General features: G+C 37.7%; 20 protein-coding genes and 1 pseudogene. 2 read left to right on the plus strand and 19 right to left on the minus strand.

Features of this window, described 5'->3' with window-relative positions; all coding sequences use genetic code 11:
• Nucleotides 1-12: 12 nt before the first annotated feature.
• The 11 genes from pstB to L3V77_RS19865 form a co-directional block, all read right to left on the minus strand.
• Nucleotides 13-762, minus strand: a complete 750-nt coding sequence (gene pstB / locus L3V77_RS19815) for a phosphate ABC transporter ATP-binding protein PstB (RefSeq protein ID WP_275137967.1) — start codon at nt 760-762, stop codon at nt 13-15.
• Nucleotides 763-826: 64 nt separating this feature from the next.
• On the minus strand, nt 827-1690 hold the full coding sequence (gene pstA / locus L3V77_RS19820; RefSeq protein WP_195705973.1) for a phosphate ABC transporter permease PstA: 864 nt from the start codon (nt 1688-1690) through the stop codon (nt 827-829).
• Between the two features lie 5 nt (nt 1691-1695).
• Complete coding sequence (gene pstC, locus L3V77_RS19825; protein ID WP_195705972.1) at nt 1696-2616, minus strand: phosphate ABC transporter permease subunit PstC; 921 nt, start codon at nt 2614-2616, stop codon at nt 1696-1698.
• Nucleotides 2617-2711: 95 nt separating this feature from the next.
• A complete protein-coding gene (locus L3V77_RS19830; protein WP_275137968.1) occupies nt 2712-3533 on the minus strand; it encodes a phosphate ABC transporter substrate-binding protein in 822 nt (273 codons plus the stop codon).
• 414 nt (nt 3534-3947) lie between these two features.
• Nucleotides 3948-4496, minus strand: coding sequence for a DUF1097 domain-containing protein (locus tag L3V77_RS19835; RefSeq protein ID WP_275137969.1), 549 nt, complete (start codon nt 4494-4496; stop codon nt 3948-3950).
• 11 nt (nt 4497-4507) lie between these two features.
• Nucleotides 4508-5392 carry a 3-hydroxy-5-phosphonooxypentane-2,4-dione thiolase gene (gene lsrF / locus L3V77_RS19840; protein ID WP_275137970.1) on the minus strand — a complete coding sequence of 295 codons (885 nt, stop codon included), beginning with the start codon at nt 5390-5392 and terminating at the stop codon, nt 4508-4510.
• A gap of 10 nt (nt 5393-5402) precedes the next feature.
• Nucleotides 5403-6044 (minus strand): DAK2 domain-containing protein, encoded by a 642-nt coding sequence (locus L3V77_RS19845; RefSeq protein ID WP_275137971.1) that lies wholly within the window; start codon nt 6042-6044, stop codon nt 5403-5405.
• 129 nt (nt 6045-6173) lie between these two features.
• Nucleotides 6174-7169 carry a dihydroxyacetone kinase subunit DhaK gene (locus tag L3V77_RS19850; RefSeq protein ID WP_275137972.1) on the minus strand — a complete coding sequence of 332 codons (996 nt, stop codon included), beginning with the start codon at nt 7167-7169 and terminating at the stop codon, nt 6174-6176.
• Nucleotides 7170-7230: 61 nt separating this feature from the next.
• Nucleotides 7231-7545: a hypothetical protein gene (locus tag L3V77_RS19855; RefSeq protein WP_275137973.1), complete on the minus strand. Its 315-nt coding sequence runs from the start codon at nt 7543-7545 to the stop codon at nt 7231-7233.
• Nucleotides 7546-7868: 323 nt separating this feature from the next.
• Nucleotides 7869-8225 (minus strand): helix-turn-helix domain-containing protein, encoded by a 357-nt coding sequence (locus tag L3V77_RS19860; protein ID WP_275137974.1) that lies wholly within the window; start codon nt 8223-8225, stop codon nt 7869-7871.
• 144 nt (nt 8226-8369) lie between these two features.
• A complete protein-coding gene (locus L3V77_RS19865) occupies nt 8370-9710 on the minus strand; it encodes a DEAD/DEAH box helicase (RefSeq protein ID WP_275137975.1) in 1341 nt (446 codons plus the stop codon).
• A 2880-nt stretch (nt 9711-12590) separates the two neighbouring features.
• Here L3V77_RS19865 and L3V77_RS19870 point away from each other — a divergent pair.
• Nucleotides 12591-13196 carry a TetR/AcrR family transcriptional regulator gene (locus tag L3V77_RS19870; protein WP_275137976.1) on the plus strand — a complete coding sequence of 202 codons (606 nt, stop codon included), beginning with the start codon at nt 12591-12593 and terminating at the stop codon, nt 13194-13196.
• 233 nt (nt 13197-13429) lie between these two features.
• Here the strand turns inward: L3V77_RS19870 and L3V77_RS19875 are convergent.
• Nucleotides 13430-14824: pseudogene (locus tag L3V77_RS19875) on the minus strand (PTS mannitol transporter subunit IICBA); the annotation flags it as partial.
• Nucleotides 14825-15160: 336 nt separating this feature from the next.
• Nucleotides 15161-16501: a S41 family peptidase gene (locus tag L3V77_RS19880; RefSeq protein ID WP_275137977.1), complete on the minus strand. Its 1341-nt coding sequence runs from the start codon at nt 16499-16501 to the stop codon at nt 15161-15163.
• A gap of 1109 nt (nt 16502-17610) precedes the next feature.
• Between L3V77_RS19880 and L3V77_RS19885 the strand changes: the two genes are divergently transcribed.
• Nucleotides 17611-18003: a cupin domain-containing protein gene (locus L3V77_RS19885; RefSeq protein WP_275137978.1), complete on the plus strand. Its 393-nt coding sequence runs from the start codon at nt 17611-17613 to the stop codon at nt 18001-18003.
• Nucleotides 18004-18241: 238 nt separating this feature from the next.
• Here L3V77_RS19885 and L3V77_RS19890 read toward each other — a convergent pair whose 3' ends face one another.
• The 6 genes from L3V77_RS19890 to ilvD all read right to left on the minus strand — a co-directional run bounded on the left by L3V77_RS19890 (nt 18242) and on the right by ilvD (nt 24983).
• Nucleotides 18242-18673 (minus strand): VOC family protein, encoded by a 432-nt coding sequence (locus L3V77_RS19890; protein ID WP_275137979.1) that lies wholly within the window; start codon nt 18671-18673, stop codon nt 18242-18244.
• Nucleotides 18674-19687: 1014 nt separating this feature from the next.
• Nucleotides 19688-20806 (minus strand): GGDEF domain-containing protein, encoded by a 1119-nt coding sequence (locus tag L3V77_RS19895; RefSeq protein WP_275137980.1) that lies wholly within the window; start codon nt 20804-20806, stop codon nt 19688-19690.
• Complete coding sequence (locus L3V77_RS19900; RefSeq protein WP_275137981.1) at nt 20803-21267, minus strand: oxidoreductase; 465 nt, start codon at nt 21265-21267, stop codon at nt 20803-20805. Before L3V77_RS19900 ends, L3V77_RS19895 begins: the two co-directional genes overlap by 4 nt.
• Nucleotides 21268-21390: 123 nt before the next feature.
• Nucleotides 21391-21987, minus strand: coding sequence for a hypothetical protein (locus L3V77_RS19905; RefSeq protein WP_275137982.1), 597 nt, complete (start codon nt 21985-21987; stop codon nt 21391-21393).
• A gap of 396 nt (nt 21988-22383) precedes the next feature.
• On the minus strand, nt 22384-23283 hold the full coding sequence (locus L3V77_RS19910; protein WP_275137983.1) for a dihydrodipicolinate synthase family protein: 900 nt from the start codon (nt 23281-23283) through the stop codon (nt 22384-22386).
• Entirely contained in the window at nt 23280-24983 is a 1704-nt protein-coding gene (gene ilvD / locus L3V77_RS19915; RefSeq protein WP_275137984.1) for a dihydroxy-acid dehydratase, read from the minus strand. The genes L3V77_RS19910 and ilvD overlap by 4 nt, the downstream gene beginning before the upstream one ends.
• Nucleotide 24984 lies beyond the last annotated feature (1 nt).

A 24984-nucleotide genomic window follows, 5' to 3' on the forward strand; every position in this document is an offset into this window, starting at 1 on the left:
TCATCGGTTCTGTTAACCAAAATCACCATTAACGTAACCTTTCGTACGGTCATCTTGCGGGTTACTAAAGATATTCTTTGTATCATCGTGTTCAACGAGCTCTCCCATCAAGAAGAACGCGGTTCTGTCGGAGATACGACGGGCTTGCTGCATTGAGTGGGTAACAATCACAATGGTGTAATCTTTTTTCAATTCTTCCATCAACACTTCAATTTTGTGCGTTGCAATTGGGTCAAGCGCCGACGTCGGTTCATCCATTAAAATAACATCAGGTTCCATTGCAATAGTACGAGCGATACATAGACGTTGTTGTTGACCACCAGAAAGCCCAAAAGCGTGAGATTTAAGACGATCTTTCACTTCATCCCACAATGCGGCGCCACGTAAAGAGCCTTCAACAACCGAATCGATGTGTTTTTTATCTTTAATACCCTGAGCACGAAGGCCGTATGCTACGTTTTCATAAATACTCATTGGGAATGGATTTGGTTTTTGAAAAACCATGCCGACCTTGATACGAAGGTCTGCAACATCAATATTGCCATACACATCGGTACCGTCCATTTCTAATAACCCGGTAATGGTTACCCCTTCAATCAAATCATTCATACGGTTCAAGCAACGTAACAGTGTTGATTTACCGCAACCTGAAGGCCCAATAAGTGCCGTTACTTGTCGAACAGGAATAGGTAGGTTGATGGCTTTTAGCGCCTGATTCTCACCGTAAAAAAGGTCAAGGTTTTCGATGTTAAATTTGTTCATATTTTCGTCTCTGCCTTCGTCGAATTCTTCTCGATGCCATCATATCTTGCAGCGAGAAATTCAATTAATAAGTCGCTGTATTAAAGCGTTTCGCAATAAGCTTGGTAACCATATTAATCAGTAACACAAGTACAATAAGTACCGTTGCTGTGCCATAGGCTTGGTTCCATTCATCGACAGAAAATAGCTCCGTCGTTAACTTATAGAGATGAACGGTTAACGTTCTACCAGAATCCAATAGAGATTCGGGTACGCGCGCGACCATGCCTGCGGTTAAAAATACCGGAGCCGATTCACCAATTACACGACCAATACTAAGAATGACCGACGTTAAAATACCCGGTGTTGCACTTGGCAATATTAAACGCCAGATAGTATAGATTTTTGAAGAACCCAACGCATACGACCCTTCGCGGTACGTTTGTGGTACCGCCATTAATGCCTCTTCTGTGGTACGAATAATAACCGGCAAAATAAGAATACTTAACGTCAATGCACCGGATAATATTGAGAAACCTAACCCAAGGACACCCACAAAAAAGGTCATACCGAACAGACCAAATATAATGGATGGTATACCTGCTAGAGATTCAGTACAAAAACGGATTATTTTAACTAAGCGACTGCCCACTTTGGCATACTCGGTTAGATAAATCGCCGTCATTATCCCCAAAGGTGCGGCCACTGAAATAGAGGCAATAACCATATAAATGGTTGAAATGATCATTGGGAAAATACCCTTGTCCTCACCTGTTGCAGTGTAATCTGTAGAGATAAACTCCCAGTCTACATATTGCAAGCCGTTAGAAAGGATGTACCAAATAATCCAGAACAAGAAACCGACCGTTAACGCCGCCGCGCCCCAGATTAAAGTGATAAGAACTTTATCCTTGTTCTGGCGAGCTTGTTTAAGTTTTACTGTATCCATAATAATCACTTCGCTCTCTCACGGTTCAAGTAAAGCAGTGCCGCATTTAGCACCATAATAAATACCAGTAACACGACGCCGGTGGCGTAAAGTGCACTCGCGTGAACACCGCTAGCGTATGACATTTCTATCGCGATATTCGCCGTTAATGTACGTGCTGCATCCAAAATGCCTTCTGGCATGGCTGGTGCGTTCCCCATCACCATAATAATCGCCATGGTTTCACCAAGAGCACGACCGATACCTAAGATAACCGCGGTCATGATTCCTGAACGTGCCGCAGGAATAAGTAACTTAAAAATGGTGAACACACGAGAGGCGCCTAAAGCTAAGGAACCTTCCTTGTATGAATGTGGTACAGCTCTAATTGATGTTTCGGAAACCGTAATTACCGTCGGCAGAATCATGATACCAAGAACGATAATGCCCGCCAAAATGGTGTTACCGGCGGGAACAGAAAAAACGTTTTGTATAAGCGGTACGATGATAACGAGACCGAAGAAACCATAAACCACTGAAGGAATGCCAGCGAGTAGTTCAACAGCTGGACGGATTATATCCGCGAGTCTTTTAGGGGCGATCTCCGCGATAAAAATAGCGGTAAGAACACCTACGGGCACACCAACAATAACGGCACCAAAGGTGGATACTACTGAGGCAACGATCATCGTCAATACGCCATATAGCGCAGGGGGAAGCCAGTTCGTTCCTAACACGATGCCTGTAACACCGGCTTCTTGGAACGCGGGAATGCTTTCTACAATGATGGTATAAGCAATCACTGCAAGGGAGAAAGTACCAATGATTGCACTGGTTAAGAATAAGCCATGGAAAATTCGTTCTTTCCAATCAACACCTTTTTTCGTACGTAAACCATTTGATTTAACGCTAGGCATAAGCTTTTCACTATTTGTCGCGATGGTCATATAGAATTCTCACATTTCGAATTATTCGATATGGAAAAGGAAAAGGCTCAGCCCTAAAAGTTAGCGGGCTGAGCAATCATTACAAATGGTCTATCTTATTGAACAGAGATGTAGCCTTTCGCATCAACAAGTTTCTGCGCGTCATCGGCAACCATCCAATCAAGGAATTTTTGAGTCTCAACAGAAGGTTTGCCTTCTCTGTAGAGGACTAAGAAAGGACGAGCAACTTTGTAGTCACCACTTTTAACATTAACAACAGTCGCATCAACGCCGTCAATTGCAAGCGCATGAACAGACGCATCAACCGTACCTAGAGAGATATACCCGATAGCATATGGGTTAGAAGCGACGTTCGTTTTTAGAGCACCATTACCCGCTGCAACTTGTGCACGTTGAGAGATTGCCGATACTTTTTTACCTGCGATTTTTTGCTTTAAGCTCATGATATCTTCGAATGCACCACGAGTACCTGATGCGGTATCACGAGTGATAGCAACGATTGGCTTGTCTTCACCACCAACATCTTTCCAGTTAGTGACGTCGCCTTTATAGATAGCCGTTACTTGTGCAGCCGTTAGCCCTTGGATTTTATTTTTAGGGTTTACTACTACCGCGATTCCGTCACGTGCAACCACAAGCTCTTTAAGTGAATCTTCTTTTTCCGATGCTTTTAGATTACGAGATGCCATCCCTAAATCAGCAGAGCCATTTTTTGCGGCTTTTACACCAGCAGAAGAACCAGGCCCTTGAACCTCAATGAAAACACCTTCGTGCGATTTCATGTATGTTTCACCAAAAACTTCCATCAGTGGCGTTACACTTGAAGAACCTACAGCTGAGATAGTTTCTTTCGCTGAAACTGGAGTTACTGATAGAGCGCCAAGAAGTGCAATTGCACCGATTACTGTCTTTTTCATCACAATTTCCTTTAGGGGCATAGTTGCCGTATTTGTTTTGTTTGAACGAGAGTAACTTTAGGACTTAAATGTGACAGTTGTGTTTCAGTATATTGAACACTCTGTGACAGTACGTTTTATTTGGATTATTGGATGGCTAAGTTGTTACTTATTGAATATTAAAAGAAAAGGATATTAAGAGCATTAAGAAATAAGTAACCAGCAACGAGTAAAGGGTTAATTTCGCAGGTAATATTACAGCGAATACGAAAGATTACGACAAAGGATAGAATGCTATTTAGCCAGTCATATACTGTATTTTCGACTGATCCACTGACCAATAAACCTTAAATGAATTGAAAGTATCACAAATTAAAAAGCCCCTGTCCTGTTCTCCGAGACCGAGGCTCTACAATAAACCTACCTAAACAAAATCTAATTGCTTGCATGCATATCGTGTATTGGGCTGTGGTTTTCAATATAGGCTTCGTAACGTCCACGAAGCACGATAGTGATCAGTCCGTAAACAAGGCCAATTACACAGTAAATAAGCTCTGTGATAGTTGCTGACACATAGGTTGCACCATCAACATAAGACATAAATCCAAAGAAAGTACCCGCACCAACAAATAGAGCCGGAACAAAATCAAATGGGGGTAGGCGTTCTAAGCAAATACAGAAGATGACCACAATAAAAACAGCGACAGGAAATGCAAAGAATTCAAGGCTAGCCAAAACGCCGCCCAGTTCCATTATTGCAACCGATGCCACTATACCAGCGATGTAGCCGAAGAAGGCTTTCTTACCTCCCTCAATTGTGCACCCCGCCATAAAGTACATCGCCCATGCTATGAACGCTATCCAACCAAATCCAACATTATTTTCAACAGGCATAAATCCAGAGACCAATTGGTCCAATATCTGAATGGTAAATGCTAAAAATGCGACGATTACGGGGATAAATAAAAACTGTGAAAATTTCATCTTTGCCTTCCTTAAGCTTGAGCGCTTTTTTCAGTTTCATAGAGGTCATACGCTTGTACTGGTGTTAGACCACAATGAACAACACCATTAATGGCTTTTATCATGCCCACTGGGCTATCGGACTGGAACACATTTCGCCCCATATCAACACCAGCAGCACCAGCTTGAATAGACCTGTATGTAAGCTCTAATGCTTCCATTTCGGTAACTTTCTTACCTCCCGCGACAACAATTGGAACCGGACATGCTGCCACAACTTTTTCAAAATCATCACAGTAATAAGTTTTCACTATGTGGGCTCCAAGTTCTGCTAAAACACGGGTTGCTAGCATGAAGTATCGAGTCGTTCTCGCCATCTCCTTTCCTACTGCAGTCACCCCTAATGTTGGAACACCAAAACGTGCCCCCGCATCAATCGTATTAACTAAGTTCTTTAAACTTTGGCATTCACCATTTGAGCCGACAAAAACTTGCACCGCGAGACAAGAAGCATTAATTCTAATCGCATCATCAATTTCGACACCTATCACCTCATGACTCATGTCATCTTTTAATACTGTGCTCCCCGCACTTGCTCGTAAAATCACAGGCTTATTGTGGACAGGTTGAATACAGCTTCTTAACGCACCTCTTGTAGCCATCAGAGCGTCAGCGTAAGGAGCTAAAGGCTCTATAGTCAGATCCATTCTTTCTAGCCCAGCGGTTGCGCCCATCATGTAGCCATGATCAAACGCTAACATCACTGTTTTGCCTGTATCAGGTCTAAAAATACGGCTTAGGCGGTCTTTCATTCCCCAATCAACATGATCCATGCCTTTTATATAAAAAGATTGATTTGCTTGCGGAATATCTAAACCGAAATTTTTAGACAACTTCATACCATCTTTATCTGCCATTTTTTCTCTCCTAACCTTTTTGTTCTTCTATATAATGAGTGAATGATTCGAAAATAATCGCCATACTTGTTGCTCCTGGGTCAACAAAACCCACCGCTTTTTCGCCCATGTTTTTTGCGCGCCCACGTGTTGGGATCATAGCGATGGTCTCCTGACAACCTTGCTGTGCGGCCTTAGACGCCATATCAAACATCTGAGCAATGCCGGCCCCATCTTTGGCGTTTATTTCTAATGCTTCAATCGCTGGAATAAGTGCGTCCAACATTGTTTTGTCACCCTGATGAGCGCCACTAAAGTGAGTCAGACGATCAAGCCCTGCACGAAATGCAGCCGCAACCTCCGAGGGGGAAAGATCGGGTTCGACCAAGCCAGAGCCGATACCCATAAATAGATTGCCAATTAGCATCCCAGCCGAACCACCGTCTTGACTCATAATCGTCCAACCAAGCTCATCCACTTGTTTATTCCAATCGCCTACATTTGTTTGCTGCATAGATGTTTCGATGCAATGGCAAACTCGCAGCATGGTAGTTCCATGATCACCGTCCCCCGTTTGTCCATCGAGTTCATTAAGGTGTGGGACCTGCTCCAATAGGCATTTCGCTGCGTACGCAAACATGCCAAATAACAAATCTTGATTGAATGTGGTCATTATTCTTCTCCTGATTTATGGCTAAACGAATCCCTACGCCAAAGTGCAAAAACACGGCATATAAATTTGAACATTCGTTTTATTGTTTGAAAGAGCTTGCCAGTGAATCATTGGCAAGCCACTATTGACCTACTGTTGCGTCCAGTAAGGTGCGTTACATGGCATATCCCAGTAACTTAATGTCTCGCCATCAAACTTACTAACACACATCTGGAATCCGGCCATCTCTTGAACAGTGAGTATCTCTTCTACTTTCGAACGTGAGATTGTGGCGCCCTTGTCGTTAAGATAAAAATGGCTCGCACGCGCAACGATAAACATTTCCATCAACGTAGTGGCACCAGTACCATTAATCATCAGCATAAGATCATCACCTTTTTTCAAATCGATGGCTTTACAGATCTGGGTTAACATTATGCTCGCCGTATCATCAGCGGTTTGGATCTTCATTCGCCCCCCACCGCCTTCACCATGCTGCCCCATACCAATTTCCATTTCGTCATCGGCGAGGTCACCAATAATCATCCCGGATTGTGGGTGAGTCGCATTACTCATCGCGACCGCTAATGTCGCCATATTTTGGTTAAATTTTTGCGCCACACGGTAGACTTCTTCCAACTCCAGTCCCGCCTCTGCGGCAGCACCTGCAATTTTGTATACTGGTACACAACCAGCCAACCCACGACGATCCTTGATATCTATATCGATACCCGCACTGATATCTTCATGGGTAAGCAACATCTTCACATTGATGCCTTCACGTTTGGCCATTTCCATTGCCATATTAGCCGACATCACATCGCCTTCATGGTTAAGCACAATTAATAGAACACCTGCTGGACAGTCAGCCATTTTTAATGCTTCAAATACTTTAGGTGCGCCAGGTGCTGCAAAGATATCGCCTACTACAGAGTAATCCAATATACCTTCACCTACGTAGCCACTTAACGCGGGTTCATGCCCAGCGCCACCAAGCGTAACGACCGCCACTTTACTAGGATCTTTTGGAGTACGGCGACAGACAATTTTATCTGAAACCACTTTTACTTTTTGAGGAAAGGTGAGAGCTAAACCTTGAAGGAGCTCTACGGTAATATTTTCACTATTATTAATAAATTTTTTCATTGTAGGGTTCTCTTAATACGTTATTTGATAAACACGTTATTCGTAATCTAATGGCTTTATTTTATAAGAATTGCATCAGTTCTACGGGCGCTTCATCTTCCATTACAAATGCAATCTTTAATGATTCATTCGCATTAAACGGTTCTAAAAGTACTTTTTTACCTTTCATTGCTTCTTCTAGGTCACTCACTTCATAAGCAATATGTGCGGTAGTTTTTAACTCTTTCGGCATCGGGCTATCTTCCAGAAAGCGCAACCATTCGATACGATTTTCACTTTCGTTGAAATCGGTACAGTACAAACCGATATCTGCATTTAACACTTCACCTTTGTGCTCGATATTTGAAGGTATTCCAATGTGATTAAATTTTTTCATTTCTCGCTCCTTAGCTAAATCACTTCTTTTAGGTAACGAGGTTAATATAGACAGCTCCCAGCATTAAAAGTGTGACGGATATCACCTGAAGGATATATATATAACCAATTGATTTAATAGAACATTTAAAATAATTGATATTTTTTTTTGAGCAAGTGCAACAACACTGATGAATATTTGAAAGCGAGCAAGTGCAACAGATAAAGATCGTAATTCACAGGTTACATCTATTTTCTCTAGGGCAAGTGCAACAGGTAGGTGAGAGATATGAACAGAAAAGGATAGGCAAGTGCAACACGTGACTCATGTCCCAATTTTTAAAATTATTCAGCCAAGAGGCAATCGTCAATCAATTTATCGATTTGTTCAATGGTAAGTTCAGAGTGATGATGAAGAATAAATTCCTGACACTGTTCTCGTTCCCAACCTATACCAACGAGCTCTTTTACTAACTCTTCATACTGTTTTTCTACAATTTGAGTGTGAAACTTTTTCCGATGGATCGCCATGCGTTGAGCGAGTTGAGGCTCGTAGCCATAAGGGCCTGAGTTTCTGGAAAGCTCTCTACTTACCGTTGCGCGGTGAACCTCGAGAATATAAGCGATTTCAGTTTGGGATTTTCCTTCTTTTCTAAGTGCCCATATCTGTAATCGCTTTTCCTCGTTCAACTGTTTATACACTGTAGTTCCTCTTAAGATTAGCCTCGCCTTAATGCCAATAGAGTGCAATAAATAAAAGTAATAATCTGTGAGAAGTCGTTTATAACCGCATTAAAAAAGCCCTACTAACAAAGATTAGTAGGGCTTGATATTTCTTGAGTAATCTTACTCTTCAGGCGTTGACGATTCTGCTTTCACCGCTTTCTTTTTTGGTACAAATACGTCATCACCAACAGCAACTGTTTTATAAAACGTCTTATCTCGCTTAACGGGCTTCTTAGCCACTTTCTTCGCATTTGGATGCTGTTTCTTCTTCGAACTATCGCCTTTTTTCACAGCAGGCTTTGGAGGTTTAATCCCTTTAAATTTGCCTTTCAGTCCTTCTAATTCTGCAAATTCAATGTCTTGCTGAAGGAATGACTCTACACGTTTAAAGCTGTCCCAATCTTTCGGACCAACCAATGAAATCGCATTACCTTTATTACCAGCACGACCTGTACGGCCAACTCGGTGCACATATTCTTCCATATGCTTTGGCATATCAAAGTTAACAACATGCGTAACATTGGCAATGTCCAGTCCACGAGAAGCAATATCTGTCGTCACAAGTATTTTATGAACAGCACGTTCAAACTGACTCATGATAGAATTACGTTGTGTTTGGTTCAGGTTACCACTTAGTGCTACCGCCTTAAGCTTCTTCTCGTTCAGTTTTTCTGTCAAACGCTCAGTATCTGCACGTGTTGCTGTGAACACAATGACTTGGCGATACTCAGCTTCGCTAATGACCCGGTCTAAAATCGCTTCTTTATGGTCTAAATGATCACAGAGATAAAACGATTGTGTAATATCCTTGTGCTCTTCATTTGAAAGACCTATTGAAATTCGTTTCGGATCATTTAGCATCTCTGAGGCGATTTCATTCACTTCAGCATGGTCCATCGTCGCCGAAAACATAAGCGTTTGACGACGGCGATGTTTTGCTAATTTATTGATTTTAAGTAGTTCCGGTGCAAAACCTAAATCGAGCATCCGGTCCGCTTCATCCAGAATCAATGTGTCAAGCGTGTCGATAAACAGTGACCGATGTTCAATATGGTCCGCCAAACGACCGGGTGTCGCGACAATGAATTTTGGGTGTTTCCTTAACGCTTTAACCTGATCGTTAAAGTTTTCCCCACCGACAATAAGAGTCGCGGTATAAGAAAGGCCACCTAACATGCCACGCAGCTCACCATAAACTTGCTTAGCAAGCTCGCGAGTTGGCGCAAGAATAACGGCTCTAGGATCTCTCGCTGAGAACGATTTGGTTTTTAGAGACTTATGCAGCATTGGCAACACAAACGCCAATGTTTTTCCTGACCCAGTTTTTGACGATGCCATTAAATCTTTGCCAGCAATCGCAACAGGAATTGCTTGCTGTTGGATGTCTGTCGCTTGTTTGAATGCGAAATGGTTAAGGTTTTTCAGTAAACGATTATCTAGGCCGAGGTCTTTAAACTGCAAAAGTTTGTTCTCCGATTTTAAGGTAAAAAATAGCGCGCCATAATAACGCAGATCGCTATCTAATAGATAGCGATCACAAAAATTATTATCGCTTATTTTTTAATCAAATGGTATTTCTACTTATAATCTCAAAATTTACCTTTTCTCTCATCCAAAAATTCAACACTCCACGGACATTGAATTAAAAAGATTCATAACATCATGAAATGACAAAACTAAGGTTTTATGTTCACGTTACAAAGATACTTACTGAGATATTTGAAGAAGTATCAATAAGGTCGAAACCATTGAATCCTACATGTTTACCGAATTATAAATGTAACCAACTCCGACCTGGTTAGTTAACCAGCTTACTAATTACTGCCATTAGATCCGTCGATTCAAACATATATAAATCTGCCCCAATTGGAATAAGTAGAGTAATTATACCACACTCGAGATCGCCAACATTTTAACATTAAAAATCCTCTTGCAAACTCATCTATTGAAACAGCTATCCATACGCCTAGTACACCGAGTGGAATTTGCACACCTAGTAATCAAGCAAGACTCACACCAACAACCCAACACCCCACATACAAAAAATCCCGATTTGTATAGGACATACCAACATCACCTGCACCTTTGAGTCCTGAAATAAATACTAAATTTATTGATCTACCTATTTCTAATAAAACAGAGAAAACAATTAGACCGACTATTAAATATATAATTAAAAGGTTACTAGTAAAGATTTCATAAATTTGGTAGCGATAGTTAAAAATAATTAATATTATCTACTAACTAAATAACGCGACAAATAAATACCCTTGAACCCTAAATCTGATGTCACTTAACCGACCTTTTCTTACATAATATCGAGTTTGGATCTGAATAGCACTTGCTAATGACAAAGTAAAAAACTAAGCCTACAAATATTTTGTGTATATGTGTAAGCTATCAATGGTACTGTCCTCATATTTATCATAATATAAAGAATAGTTAACTGGACCATATTATATGTCAAAACCTCGACAATATTCAATGTCCTAACCCGAAAATAATAACTATTATTATTTTTAGCAATGGATGTAGCTTTTTACATCGAGATGTTTATACTTAATTACTGCCAGTAACACACACATTAAAACCATCTTACTGAATACAGTAGAGATTGCTACACCTACACGAAATATACAGAAAAACAAAATGGATGGCATAATGGAATATAATTACACCGGAGAATACACTTATAATAACAGGAGAACGATAATAACCAAAACGACGTAAAATTGTAAGCATAATAACCGTAATAGCTAGCGTGATTGATGCACTTCTATATATGATTAAATAATCAAACCCATAGCTGACCACCTCCTTTTCTAGTTCAAATAAATTAATAATGTCATGCAAAGACAGTACGTCATAACATCCAATAAATCAGTCAAATACATACTCGCGACTGCTATATCAGAAGCCTTATATAACTCACCTGTGCCATTGAACTGACATATTAGAATATTTTACCTGTATACTGACCTTCATGAACATAATTAATAGAAAAAATTTATCTGATATACCAATCGACTGCGGCGACTGCGTTGTCAGAAAAATAAATCAACATGGATATATCTCACGTAATTAACGTCATACGAGATACGTTTCAACGAATATAGGCCACGTTAAGAACTTTACATTCATACCTTTCGGCATGGACAAATCTGGAATTTATAAACCCTCATTCTATCAACAACTGCAAAATAATACATAAAATTTCATATGACATCACTCAAAATAACAACTCATTACAGTCAGCATTAATAGACCATAAAAAATTACATTATATAATATTAATAGCCAAATATTATTTACAATTCAACTTAAATATAAAATACAACACCATCGTAATGGCTCCCATGATAATTAACATGAGAGCAATATTAATACATACATTACACTTGACAACTTTCTTTTCGTAAAAATAGTGTCTTCCATATATGTTTTCATTGCCAACTCTGGAATGTAATGATGGAACATCTTCAACCTCCTATACAATAAAGTAACAAGTTAATTCATTTAAATCACGACCAGTTATGACGCATCAGTTATATTACAGATAGCAAATACAATATAACCACTATTGCTAGTATGATCGTAACAAATTCCGTTTTTTTCCGCCAGCCACTTCTATACTTAAATTTATCTGCGCTTATTTTACAAAGTTCATGATCCCAATTCATGCGCATATTAATATCAATTTTAAATAAATTTTTAAGCCAATCAATTATAAAGCAACGATTCATGGTGAAAATACAACCCTCTCATCAATTAAATAGTGATAGAATATTTCATTGCTTTTTAGTGACTCTGAAAATTAACTATGATAAATAGTTTGGATTAAGTTATTAAGTGAATGCTATTTAATTCACTTGCTATCTATAACCAAAAAATGAAAGCAATAAATCAGTAATGGACAATGCAACGATTAGAGACAGAACCACGACATATATTCATGATACTAATAATTATGTCGTCAACTCTAGCAATCTGTTATCCCCTATCAGAATATTGTTATCATGGTCTATGCGTAGCAAATGCCTCATTTAGACCACGAGTAATGAGGCATCTATTGAAACCTCAAAAACTGAATCTAATCATTATAGACCGACGGTCAGTCATATACAAACTTGTTTGAGAATTTATAGTCAATTATTTGATAATTATCGCTATTTTAGTTCAAATACTTAGGAAGTGAGATCGATTATACTTATTCATGTATGACTATTTGTCTGTCTCACATAAAAGTTGTACAGCAAAACTGACAATAAATTATCATTAAATATTGATAGCACCTAGTGTCTTAGTTACTATCTACCGATTTTCAAAATAGTGTTCATTGATATGCGAATAGTTAAAAAACCTGAAGTTAGGATAATTGAATTAGAAAAGGCAGCAGAAGACCTTTTTTTAGATCTGTCTTACGATAAAACAACCGTCAGTTCGATAGTACAGAAAGCAAATGTAGCAAAAGGAACTTTTTATCATTACTTTGATAGCAAAGAGCAAATTTTGGATGCTGTCGTAAAGTCCATGGTAAGTGAGTATACAAAACAAAAGCTTGAAAAGCTTACTTGTGATATGAATGCAATAGACAAAATTCGTACGTTACATTTTGAAGGTGCACCGAATGAAATTCCTAGCTCTTTTGAATCGATACATAAACCCGGAAATATTTTATTTCATACTAAATTGGCTATTGAAATAACTCGACAACTGGCTCCTTTTACAGGAGAAGCGATTAGACAAGGCGTAAAGGAAGAAGTTTTCAATGTATATAACCCCTTAGAAACGGCGGAATTATTGATAGCTGGTATACAATTTTTGACCGAGGATGGGTTGGATTTTTGGACACAAGAGGAACTACGCCGACGTTATGCGTCTTTACCAAATCTCATGGATAGATGCCTTGGAGCTAAAGAAGGAACATTTTCATTTATTAATTCTTAAATCGATAGGATTGATAAAACTGTCGAATTTACATTTGCTAGTAACCTAAATTACTTAAGCTAATTCGTATTAGATATTATATTTAATTAAAATAATAAAGAATTTATTTTATTATTTATTCAATTTATCAATAGAATATTTTATATTTTACCATCCCACTCAAGGAGAGAGAATTCCGACTTATCCTTGAGTAGGATGGTAATAAAAAAACCATATATTTACTTGGTAAGTTTAAGTTCCGTTACTAGACTGTTGTATAGCTCATTATCTAAAAAGTTCGACAAAGAAATATGTAGTGCTGAACTTGTATACTGCCGAGCTCTATCTGTCAGATCTTTATGAGTAATTACAACGTCAGCATCGGATGTTAAGTTATTGATGGCTAGATTCGTCACTTCAATGTCAAGATTTGCCGCTTGTATTTTCTTTCGAAGAAGGCTCGCCCCCATAGCACTAGAACCCATACCGGCGTCACAAGCAACAACAATTTTTTTGACATCTGACAGTAATAATTTTTGACCCTCGTGGCTAATTTCATTTTGTGAAGTATTTATATTTTGTGCTTCTTCGCTTGTTTGATGCAGAAAACTGTCTTCTTTTTCTGAACCAACTTTCTGTGTTTTCAATAAGAGTGAAGCAACAAAAAAACTAACCATAGTTGATGTAATAACCGACAATATCACACCTATAAACGACTCTTTTGGAGTCATTAACAGTACTGCAAAAATAGACCCTGGAGCTGCAGGAGAGACTAAACCTGCCTCAAATACTGAAAGTGTGGCTACTCCAGTCATTCCACCTGCAATTGTTGCTAGAATTAAACGAGGGTTCATTAATATGTACGGGAAATATATTTCGTGAATACCACCAAGAAAATGAATGATAGATGCTCCTGCTGCTGATTCTTTTGCCTCTCCCTTACCAAATGCCATATAAGCAAGTAAAAGACCAAATCCTGGTCCTGGATTAGCTTCAATTAAAAAGAAAACCGAACGTCCCGCTTCTTTGACATCCTGTATTCCTAATGGTGTAAAGATTCCATGGTTTATAGCATTATTTAGAAAAAGTACTTTTGCAGGTTCAATAAAAATTGACGTCAAAGGAAGTAAACCAGATTCCACTAGTACGGCAACACCGCCAGTTAAGAGTAACGAAAGCGCTTTAACTGAAGGGCCAATAATCATGAAAGCGATAATAGCGCATACCATGGCGACGATACCGGCGGACATGTTATTGACTAACATTTCGAAGCCAGTTTTAATTTTACCTTCAATCATAACGTCAAATTTTTTGATCGCTAACCCGCCTAGAGGCCCCACAATCATTGCACCTATGAACATAGGTTGATCTGACCCTACAATCACTCCAATTGTAGTCACTGCTCCCACTACAGCCCCACGTTGACCAGCAACAATCTTACCTCCTGTATACCCGATTAATAGCGGGAGTAAATACTTCACCATTGGAGTAACCATTGAAGCCAGAGCTTCATTTGGAAACCATCCAGATGGAATAAATAACGCAGTAATAAAACCCCACGCGATAAACGCTCCAATATTGGGCATCACCATCGCCGAAAGAAAACGACCGACGTGTTGCATCTTAATCCTTATGTCTTGTCCTAACATATAATTACCTTTTAGATTGAATAATTAATAAATATATAAGTGGTAAATAAATCATACTAAACGACCGACGGTCAGTCAATTGGTTAAATGTACAAGATAAGTGAAATGCTGAGTTATAATTATGTTAATTATGTTAATTATAAATAGTTAGGATGTGCATGTTATTTACAGTTTAAGAGTTTGGAGAGGTTCAAAACTCATTTACAACTAATCTAGGGTATTACAAATTGTACTTCCATTATTGGATAGTGGAGCAGACCCACTTCGCTCGAAGAGAGAGTAGATCATATATCGATATATAAAAATGATACGTGAAGCCAACGAAAATATTCGTTACTAATACTGTTGACTAATTAAAATTATAGCTTTCATTCTAGCCATATTGATACCTTTAACCGTTTCAGAAACGGTTTTATTGACAACATAATCAGGAGTAATCGTGTACACTTCTTTCAATTTTGATGAGAGCGTTTCATATATTTTGGTGGAAATAATTAACTTCAAATTTGTATTCCTTAAGACTATTTTTTGAGCATATGAACTACAGCGATAGGAACCTCCAGTCTCAGACCCAATAAGCGGCCCAATATTATTTTGTTTGATTAATGAAGCAAGGTGTGCACCTGTTGAAAAAACTCTTCCTCCTGTTAAAGTATAAATATTTCCCTTAAAGTTATTTTTTTTTGGTTCAGCGGATAAATACAATGAATGATACCAGTCATGATAGCTCTTTTTTTTACTAAAATACTGATAACTATTAGGTGATATATATGAATATAAATAATTTGCACTAAAAGGGTCACCGCCATCATTTTCTTGAATATCTAAAATTAAGTTTTTTAACCCTAACGCATCAACATCGCTAAAAAACGCATCTAATTTTTCGTAAAACACCTGCCTTTCATTAGGTTTATAGTAATTAAAATGGTCAATAGTTAAAACCGCATATGTATCGAAGAACTCGATACCAATAGATTCAGCATCCATATCTCCATAATTTAGTAGTACATTTAGCGCTTGGCGACTAACCGCTTCTATTTCTTCTATAACTATCTGATTATCTTTGGTTTTATATGTGACCTGATATTTATCTTGATTATCAACTAAATCAAAATAGACCCAGCTAAATATGGTACTCATTTGAGCATACTTAAATGCCTTGTTCCTTCCATCAGAGCCAATCCGATTAAGTAATGTTTCAATGATCGCTTTACCAGATAAACCATTAATTGAAAGTATTTCTGCCCCCACTGGTATGCTTGCGGTGGACACTGATTTCTTAACGAACAGCTTGTCATTAACGACAAAGAGATCTAATGGTATATGATGGCTTTCTATCTCAAAATATTTCTTTTGATTTCGTCCAGACAATTCAATGTAACTATGCCCACAACCGATTTTTTCAAGGAACTCAGACAAAATTCTGCTAAAAAATAAAACATCATCATCAACTATCGCATCTATGTATTCCTTAGCATAACTATCTAACTGTTCCTCTTTAATATAAAAATTTGAATGATAGGTTTTGATGGCTTCAACCGCTTGAAGGAAATCTTCTTGTAATTCATTCTTTGAATACACTTTATCTTCTATCACTTTTCTTTGGCTATAGAAGGACACGGCTGAAATCAAAACCGTAATAATAAGTCCAACAGTTATTGATTTATATTTTCTCATATCACTTTCCAAGAGTACGTAAGTTTAATCGCAACACCAAAAATCTTTGTTCATACGAGTTATTCATTGTCAAACTCTCTGCGATACTCTGATTTTGCAATTTTTATTATCATTGTATAGGGTGTTTACCTGCTAACATTAATATTTCTACTATTAACTCAGATGAGTAAATAACTCGCATTCCCTTACCCGCCATCATTTGGCCTGATTGTAAATTCGCACATACAACTTCATATCTAAAACCACCATTTGTTCACGAATCGTTAACATGATTGTATTTGAGATTGAGCGGTCTTAAACGAAAACATTCAATATCAAATAAATATTTCAAAGTAAAAAAATATCCATACTTTTTCGATCACATTCATCTTGACATATACAGAAAGCATTTTATAATCAGCCTATCAAACGACCGACCAGCAGTCAATACTATAATTAGAGAAGTCTCTTTTTCAGGCGATTAGACATGATAAATTAAATCATGATTGAAATAATCAAATAAAATGAGAACACACGTATATTGTTGTAATTTAAATGCCGCCTATTGATTCTGTGGTATTGGAACATCAATTCGACACGAATCCCAACAATGTGATCCACCTTTAGAAGACCATGAATAAGAATACTTTCTGACTCTATAGTGATTAGAGTTATTTAAAAATTAGTAGATTAGAGGAAAAAATGAACAAGAAACGCAAAAGATATTTCTATTTATTAGAGTGCTCTGAAATACACTGTAATGGTTGTTCCTTACTTGATTTCTCAAACGGGGATATAAAGTGTCTAAGTGCACATGCAAACTCAACTGATGCACTAGCAGAAGCAAAATGGAACTATGGAGACAAACTTAATCATATAGTGTGCTGCAAGCATTGTTGTAAAAATTAACAGGCATAGGTGGAAAATATCTACTGGAGTCTGGGCAGTCCAACTCACCTATTAAAATTCAAAAATTACTAGCGAAGTTCATAATTGGTGGGGTTGTTATTGCTGAAAGAATCTAAATCGCTAGTACCAATTAGAAAGTTCGTTCAATATATTATTTTACAAATGATTATCATCTTTATCAAAGTAAATAATACCTATTAAATTAAAAATAAGAGTTTTCAATGGAAACAAAAGTCATTACTACAAACATTGCCAATAGAGCAACATACTATACCGCTCGAACGGTAAATACTGCGGAAATAGAATGGGTAGAGCATCCTACATATAGTGGTATTTACCTTAAAAAAGTTATAAATTCAGCGGCTACAAATGGTCTTTTAAGCTATCATTTAGTTAAAATTCCCCCTAATTTTTCCTTTAAGAATCATCGTTATATAAATCAAATAGAATTGCATGAAGTTATTGAAGGTTCTGGATTATGTGTACTAAACAAAGAGAGTGTTACTTACCATTTAGGTACAATGGCGGTAATTCCTAGAGGAAAAGAACATATGATTCTAGCTGGTGATGACGGCTTAATTTTACTTGTTAAAATCATCACGACCACGTTTTAAATTTAATTGGTGAAAGAGGAATGAGACTCTTCTAAGTATTCAGAATTTGTTCTTAACTCTAGTCAGGTTTAACTGTATTGGCCCCAGATCTAACTAAGGTATTAATACGAAATATTGAGCATGTCATATTTGAATAATGTAACTGACAACTTATTACCTCAAAAATTAAAAAAATATAGCCCTATTATGAGTATATCCATTATGCATTACATATTAAAGTTAATCGAAAATTTTGTACCTATGTTGATTTTAACTGTGCCATTTTTACCAATATAATATGTTCCTCATTCCGTTCTAGTAAATTCCATAAATTTCCATAAAAATCTTCGAACACAACTATCATCCCGTAATCTACCACTTCAAAAAACCTAATGAATTCGACCCCTTTTCCTTCATTTACCATTCTATTGTTATCTCGACAAGAAAGATCAGCGTTCGAAAACAAGAATGCACGCCCTCCAAATTGATGTCCTATAGCTTCATATAGTCCAAAATCTGACTCATGTACAAGCAATAATGTGACGCTATCATGGGCCGTCGTTGAATCGATAATCCAACGTTTATTTTGCTCCATTTGATAAGTATCTGCTGACAACTCTAATTTCAACAAATCGATAGTGTCATCATAGTTTTCTACAACTAGGGCTATATGATTGATTGACTGTTCCATTCAAAATATCCTAAATTTATTGTTATTAATGCGTTATTAAGTAGCTTTTATGTAGTATTCAACCATGGGGGTTTTTAAATAATTAATAACGTTAAACCTTATATTAATATATTCAGTACAATTAATGTGTATTTACAACATCTAATTTTTTTGAACAGCTATTTAATATTGTATACCCTAAAAAATTGTCAATTGAATACAATCTCTGCCCCTCACAATAAATCGTCTCTCATATCTAATAACATTATTTTAGGAGGCATCTTCAATACGGGCCCAACTAAATTTCTCGTATAAATTGTCGTAACTTGTAGTTAATAATAGATAATCAACAGTTGTATTTCGCAGTTTATCCTCAGAATATTAAAAATGATCTGGCTTAGATGTGCATCTCTGTATTAAGGTTCAATATAAAGACAACATAACCACGGTCCTAGATCGGGACGGTTAATGCAATCATTAGCAATAATGCCATAACATCCAAAAATTGTAGAACCGTCAAGTAAAAGGAAGAACTGCAGTATGGTGTCACTTTGACAACTCGAGTTTTCTGCAGCGTCTAAAAAATAAAAAAGTTATTTTCTTATTTCCAATTACTATTAATATAAGGCATTGCTATCATTAATCTTAAGGGATAATCTCTGCAGTTTATAATTTACATAATATCCCTAACTATTTCGTCCAATACACACGTTTATTTAGCTTAATGTCCTTTTCGGATTCGATATTGTAAGCACAACTACAACTACATCTACATCTACATCTACGATAATCTCGCTATTACTACAGCATATGTTAATACATCCTCAACTCATATAATTCTAAAACACACAATAACTAGGTGTCCATCGTTATTGCTGATACCAAAAATGGTCTATCTCTCAATTATATCGAGATAGACTAACACTTGACTGACGGTCGGTCAATATAAATAGATCCTCTTCTGAACATTAATAATTTTCCAAAGAACCATTAACCTAAAATGAAATTCATCACCTCAATTGATGAGAATATACATTATTTCCAACTATCGGTTGTTGCCTCCCTATGGGTAAACTTCATTTGATACATTCTTTGATCGGCGTGACGAATGAGTTCGTCAATATGAATGCTATCATTTGGGAAGTTTGCAAAGCCTATGCTGGTAGAAAGCTCGTAATGGGTATCTTCATACTTAAACGGGCGATGAAATATCGACTCGAGTACTTTACAAAAGTCATCACCTGAGCTCAAAAATTCTTCTGGTACCACCACAGCAAACTCATCCCCACCAATCCTAAATGGATAGGATTTCATGCTTCGATTCAAATTAAGACGCTTAGCAACTTCGATCAAGGCTTTGTCGCCTACCTGATGCCCATATTTGTCATTTATTTGCTTGAAGCCATTTAAATCTAAAAGAAAAAGGTTAAATGACTTATTTTCATTATTTAATTCATCGACCACGTTAAACAGCGCTAATCGATTTGGTAATGAAGTTAATGTGTCCGTCAACGCGAGGCATCGACTGTATTTTAGCTCCTTGGCAAATATCAATCCGATGATGGATATGCAGACGACCAGTAACAGAAGTAACACTGTTTGCATCTGCTCTAAATTGTTTACTTGATTTCGTCTTTCCAAATACAGAGGACTTGCAACACGAAAATTTCGATTAATATAGTCGACTAACTGTTTATGAATCTCTGTAGTCCCATTTACAAATTCAATAGAGCTCTTCGATTTTGTGTCTTCAATAGTATCGAGTAGAGGTTCAATCTTTTTGTACTCATCAAATAGATGAGTAAAGAAAGGCCTCGTGCCAGTCAATGCCATAAAGTCATCCGATTGCTTACTCGTCAACAATAGATCAAAACGGCTCCATGCAAGGTCGTATTTAAGCAATACCGTTGGCAGGTGATTATCACCGTCACCTAAATGGCTCGCATTCGCTGTAAGCTCTAACAACTCTTTATTCAACTGAAAAAGAAACCACGTTGCCTGGTTTTGTTGACTAGAAAAAGAAGCCACCAATTTCTTGGTTTCTCCCAATATATAAATGTTGGCTATCAATATAATGATCGCAAACATTGACAGCAAGAGTTTCGTTGTGCCTGAGTAAAGATGAGCCTTTTTAATGGAGCGCTCTATTTTCATAGGCTATCGATTTTAATTTTTTCTAACTGCCAGATCATCTGAGAGTGATATGGGCTGACATCAATTATCGGAAAATCAGAAAGCGAGTATATTATCCAATAAGGTCCTTTTTCTCGCACTATCATTTCCTTTCCATCTTTTAGATAGGCGATAATAGGATCAAATTTTTCTATATCACTCTTAACAATATCGACGGAATAGTCATTTAACGCGCGGAAGGTAACAACATCTGGGATGGTTCCAAACTGCTTAGTCAGAAAATACTTTAATGAAACGCCCGTAAACTCCGCTTCACCAGTAAACCAAGGCAAATGGGTTTTATAGCTTATTGAAGGCATAGTTTTAAGTTCGTCAAACGTAACTATTTTTACTGGCTTATTTGAAACTTCTAAAATTAAATCACGAGCTAAACCAACAGGGCTCAGCAATACCACCATTAATCCAAAGATAAGAACTCGCATGTAATCTCCCACATATCAAATCTTTATTATGTCGAGATAAATTATAGGCCCTGTCACGTATAGTTACAAATTAGCAACACCTTATTAACCCATCAAAACAACATGGGCAGTGCATTGATTCATCTATGCCGTGTTGTGATTCTGTTCTAACATCTCTAACAACTTCGCATGAGTTTTGTTACTTTCTTCTAAAGATTTAGCCGTTATCTGAATAGAATTTGCCATACTTGCGACATTACCCGTCGCTGCCATTATGGTGCTCTGCATAGGTCGAATGACAAACCAATACAAACAGGCAATGACAATCGCTAACCCGACCACTATCAAAATCAGCACGATGAGTATATTCATTTTCAGATCACTCAGAAATATCCGGGCATTAGCGACAACGGATTCTCTTGCTTTGGCGATGGCCTCTGGCAATGCTTCTACCACTTCTGTTGATGACATGGCTAAGTGGCTAATATTCCCTGATGTCGAGGTAATTATTGCCGCTTGTTCTGGTGTAAGTTCTTGGTTATCGGATATCCGATTTAACGCTTCTATTACCTGCTTCATAGACTGGTTGGTAATCAATATTGCTTCTTCTATTCCCTTCGTATCCACCACAACATCTAGCTCAATAAGTGGCCCACGAATCTCGGGTTCGGCAACCAATTCATTTTCAGCAGAAGAGAAACCACTAAACATCAAACAACAGATCACTAACATTCGAAACATCACGTAATATCCTATTAAATAAGTATTTATTATCAATGAAGACTTTAGCGTATCTACAAAGCAAATGTGTATTTATTTCAGAAAAGAGAAAACCTTTGTCTAATATATTTCATTATTAATAACACAAATCTTCCTTCAGTATCCGTCCTTAAAACGACATGCTCTTTAGGTTGATCTTTCTAACTCTACAGTCATTCGTATCACTTTTACTTTATATCTACCTTTATAGCAGATAGCATTTTCCGTTATGTGGTGAACGGTTAAATAAAACCAAAATTCATTGAATGATGTCTGAGTATAACATTTAGAGCAAAATGAAATAAAGAACGACACCAATCCTCCTCAATGAGCCAATTTACGTAACCAATTAGATATTAGTACATAAAAATTACACGTTCAGAGGAGATTGAATTCTCTTAAAAACATATCGACATCTTGCATATCTGATTCGGTAAGAGGGTAATCAGGTTTACGACAGTACCCAGTAGAAATAATACCTCGCCTAGTTAATATTTCTTTTTCTATTGATATAATATACTCACAACTCGACATCCATTTTCTTATATATTTCAATAATTTATTATGAAGTGTTTTTGCCTTTTCCTGTTTACCACTTTCCCATAATTGATAGATTGACACGTATATTTCAGCAAATGAGCAACCGGGCATTACTCCTTTCCCTCCGTTATCAAGCATGTCTAACATGTACAAACCGGCATAACCATTCATAACAACCGCATCTGGTACGTATCTTAGTAGTTGTTTTGTATATTCCATTGGCGGATTACATTCAATTTTGAATACCACATTAGGGTGATTATCGCTGATCTCTTTCATATCTTCAGGCGAAATCGTCATGCCTGTTTCTGTTGGAGCATACTGAATGAAAACGGGGATATCGACCGCGTCTAGCACACTTTTAATATGATGAATTATATGTTTCGCGCTCGGATTTAAAAAAAATGGAGGTAAAAGCATCAATGAATCAAAGCCTTGATTCCAGTATTTTATTGCTTGTTCCACTGCCAATTCAGTTGCATGCTCCGTGATAGAAACACAACTGAACACTTTAGATCTTGAAGTTATTTGATGGAACCAATCAGCTAGATTCTCCTTCTCATATATATTTAGTTTGTAGAATTCACTGGCAATTCCAAACAAAGTCAATCCATTGCAACCTATATTGACCAAATGTTCTACCAACCTTTTAAAACTCAAAATATCAACTCTACCAAAAGCATCGAATGGCATTGCAACAATGGGGTTCACCCCTATAATATCTTCAGGCTTTATCATTTTAAAATCGCTCCATATGCTGCAGATGAAACTCGTTCTCGGTATAAACGTAAAAAACCTTTAGGTATTTCTTTGTGCAAACGAGTCCAAGAATTTCTACGGGAACCTAATATTGCATCATCGACATGTAACGTGATTTTTCTTGTCGTTAAGTCCAAGCTAATTTCATCACCATTATTTACTAATCCAATCAAGCCACCTTCATAGGCTTCTGGTGATATATGTCCTACAAAGAGACCACGGTTTGATCCAGAAAAGCGACCATCCGTAATTAATGCACAGCTCTCTGATAAACCCATTCCCTCGAGTAATTTCATTGGCTTATACATTTCAGGTAATCCTGGGCCCCCTGTCGTTCCTTCATAACGAATTACAACAACACTACCTTCTTGAATTTTATCGTTCATTATCGCCTCAACAGCAGCCTGTTCAGACTCAAAAACGACAGCTTTGCCAGTAAACTTAAACATAGCTTCAGGCACAGCAGCAGGCTTAACCACCGAACCCAATGGAGATAAGTTACCTTTTAATATACCAACGCCAGCTTCTGGTAAAAAAGGATTATTTAATGTTCGAATTAATTCTCGATTAGTCGAAGTCTGAACACGTTCCAAGCACTCCTGTTTCGTACCTAAAACCGTGACCGCATCTAACTCAAGCAAAGAGGAAAGCTCTTTCTCTACTGCTGCCACACCTCCAGCCTCAAAAAAATCAATCATATCGTATTTAGACGCAGGATAAATCGATGCTACCAAAGGAATTTTCTGACTCATTTTATCAAAAACATCAAGGTCTAATTCACCTAACTCTGCTTCGTAATGAATGGCCTGCAGATGAATAATTGCATTCGTTGAACCTCCCGTTGCTAGGAGCGTACAAATTGCATTATGTATACCGTTTTTAGAAATAATCTTCCGAGCAGTCAACCCTTCTGCCAACATCTCAACAATACGAACACCGCTTTGATAACCAACTTCTAATCGTTGTGGATGTACGGCAGGAATAGTTGAAGTTTGGGGTAAAGTCATACCTAATGACTCAGATAGACAACACATAGTATTAGCCGTGCCATACATGGCACACGAGCCAATAGTTGGCTCTGCCAGATCTTCTATTTTGCGAAACTCTTTGTCATCTATCTGCCCTTTGTTTTTCCAACCTATCGCTTCAGTAACAATATTGCCGTCCCAATGTTTCCCGGCGTACTCTGCCGGATACATTGGTCCTCCATTAACTAAAATAGCTGGAATATCCAATCGAGCCGCGGCCATTAGCATCCCCGGTACAATTTTGTCGCACGAGCCAAGTAACACCATTGCATCAAAATTATGAGCCCTGACCATCACTTCTATCGACGCAGCGATGACTTCACGGGCGGCCAATATATAACGCATACCAATATGGCCTTCCGCAATTCCATCACAAGGAGCGATAGTGCCAAAAGTCATCGCTGTACCTCCGGACTCTTCGATACCTCTAATCACTTCAGCTCCAACCACGTCCAAATTAGCATGGCCTGCAGTTGCATTGGTATAACTATTTACTACAGCAATGATTGGCTTTCTAAGGTCACTATCACTGTGACCCATAGACTTGTACAGAGCACGCTTAAGTGCACCATTGTCTTCTTTCAGTATCTCGTTGTAATGAGAAGTTAAATCCCCTACACCACACGAACCACATGATCCGCAATTACTCATC

The organism is Vibrio sp. DW001, from assembly GCF_029016285.1.
In the GTDB taxonomy this organism is placed as follows: domain Bacteria; phylum Pseudomonadota; class Gammaproteobacteria; order Enterobacterales; family Vibrionaceae; genus Vibrio.

Bases quoted from the DNA above. Each gene is read 5' to 3' on its own strand.
- pstB (WP_275137967.1), bottom strand. From the start codon at position 762: ATGAACAAATTTAACATCGAAAACCTTGACCTTTTTTACGGTGAGAAT.
- pstA (WP_195705973.1), bottom strand. From the start codon at position 1,690: ATGGATACAGTAAAACTTAAACAAGCTCGCCAGAACAAGGATAAAGTT.
- pstC (WP_195705972.1), bottom strand. From the start codon at position 2,616: ATGACCATCGCGACAAATAGTGAAAAGCTTATGCCTAGCGTTAAATCA.
- L3V77_RS19830 (WP_275137968.1), bottom strand. From the start codon at position 3,533: ATGAAAAAGACAGTAATCGGTGCAATTGCACTTCTTGGCGCTCTATCA.
- L3V77_RS19835 (WP_275137969.1), bottom strand. From the start codon at position 4,496: ATGAAATTTTCACAGTTTTTATTTATCCCCGTAATCGTCGCATTTTTA.
- lsrF (WP_275137970.1), bottom strand. From the start codon at position 5,392: ATGGCAGATAAAGATGGTATGAAGTTGTCTAAAAATTTCGGTTTAGAT.
- L3V77_RS19845 (WP_275137971.1), bottom strand. From the start codon at position 6,044: ATGACCACATTCAATCAAGATTTGTTATTTGGCATGTTTGCGTACGCA.
- L3V77_RS19850 (WP_275137972.1), bottom strand. From the start codon at position 7,169: ATGAAAAAATTTATTAATAATAGTGAAAATATTACCGTAGAGCTCCTT.
- L3V77_RS19855 (WP_275137973.1), bottom strand. From the start codon at position 7,545: ATGAAAAAATTTAATCACATTGGAATACCTTCAAATATCGAGCACAAA.
- L3V77_RS19870 (WP_275137976.1), top strand. From the start codon at position 12,591: ATGCGAATAGTTAAAAAACCTGAAGTTAGGATAATTGAATTAGAAAAG.
- L3V77_RS19880 (WP_275137977.1), bottom strand. From the start codon at position 16,501: ATGAGAAAATATAAATCAATAACTGTTGGACTTATTATTACGGTTTTG.
- L3V77_RS19885 (WP_275137978.1), top strand. From the start codon at position 17,611: ATGGAAACAAAAGTCATTACTACAAACATTGCCAATAGAGCAACATAC.
- L3V77_RS19890 (WP_275137979.1), bottom strand. From the start codon at position 18,673: ATGGAACAGTCAATCAATCATATAGCCCTAGTTGTAGAAAACTATGAT.
- L3V77_RS19895 (WP_275137980.1), bottom strand. From the start codon at position 20,806: ATGAAAATAGAGCGCTCCATTAAAAAGGCTCATCTTTACTCAGGCACA.
- L3V77_RS19900 (WP_275137981.1), bottom strand. From the start codon at position 21,267: ATGCGAGTTCTTATCTTTGGATTAATGGTGGTATTGCTGAGCCCTGTT.
- L3V77_RS19905 (WP_275137982.1), bottom strand. From the start codon at position 21,987: ATGTTTCGAATGTTAGTGATCTGTTGTTTGATGTTTAGTGGTTTCTCT.
- L3V77_RS19910 (WP_275137983.1), bottom strand. From the start codon at position 23,283: ATGATAAAGCCTGAAGATATTATAGGGGTGAACCCCATTGTTGCAATG.
- ilvD (WP_275137984.1), bottom strand. From the start codon at position 24,983: ATGAGTAATTGCGGATCATGTGGTTCGTGTGGTGTAGGGGATTTAACT.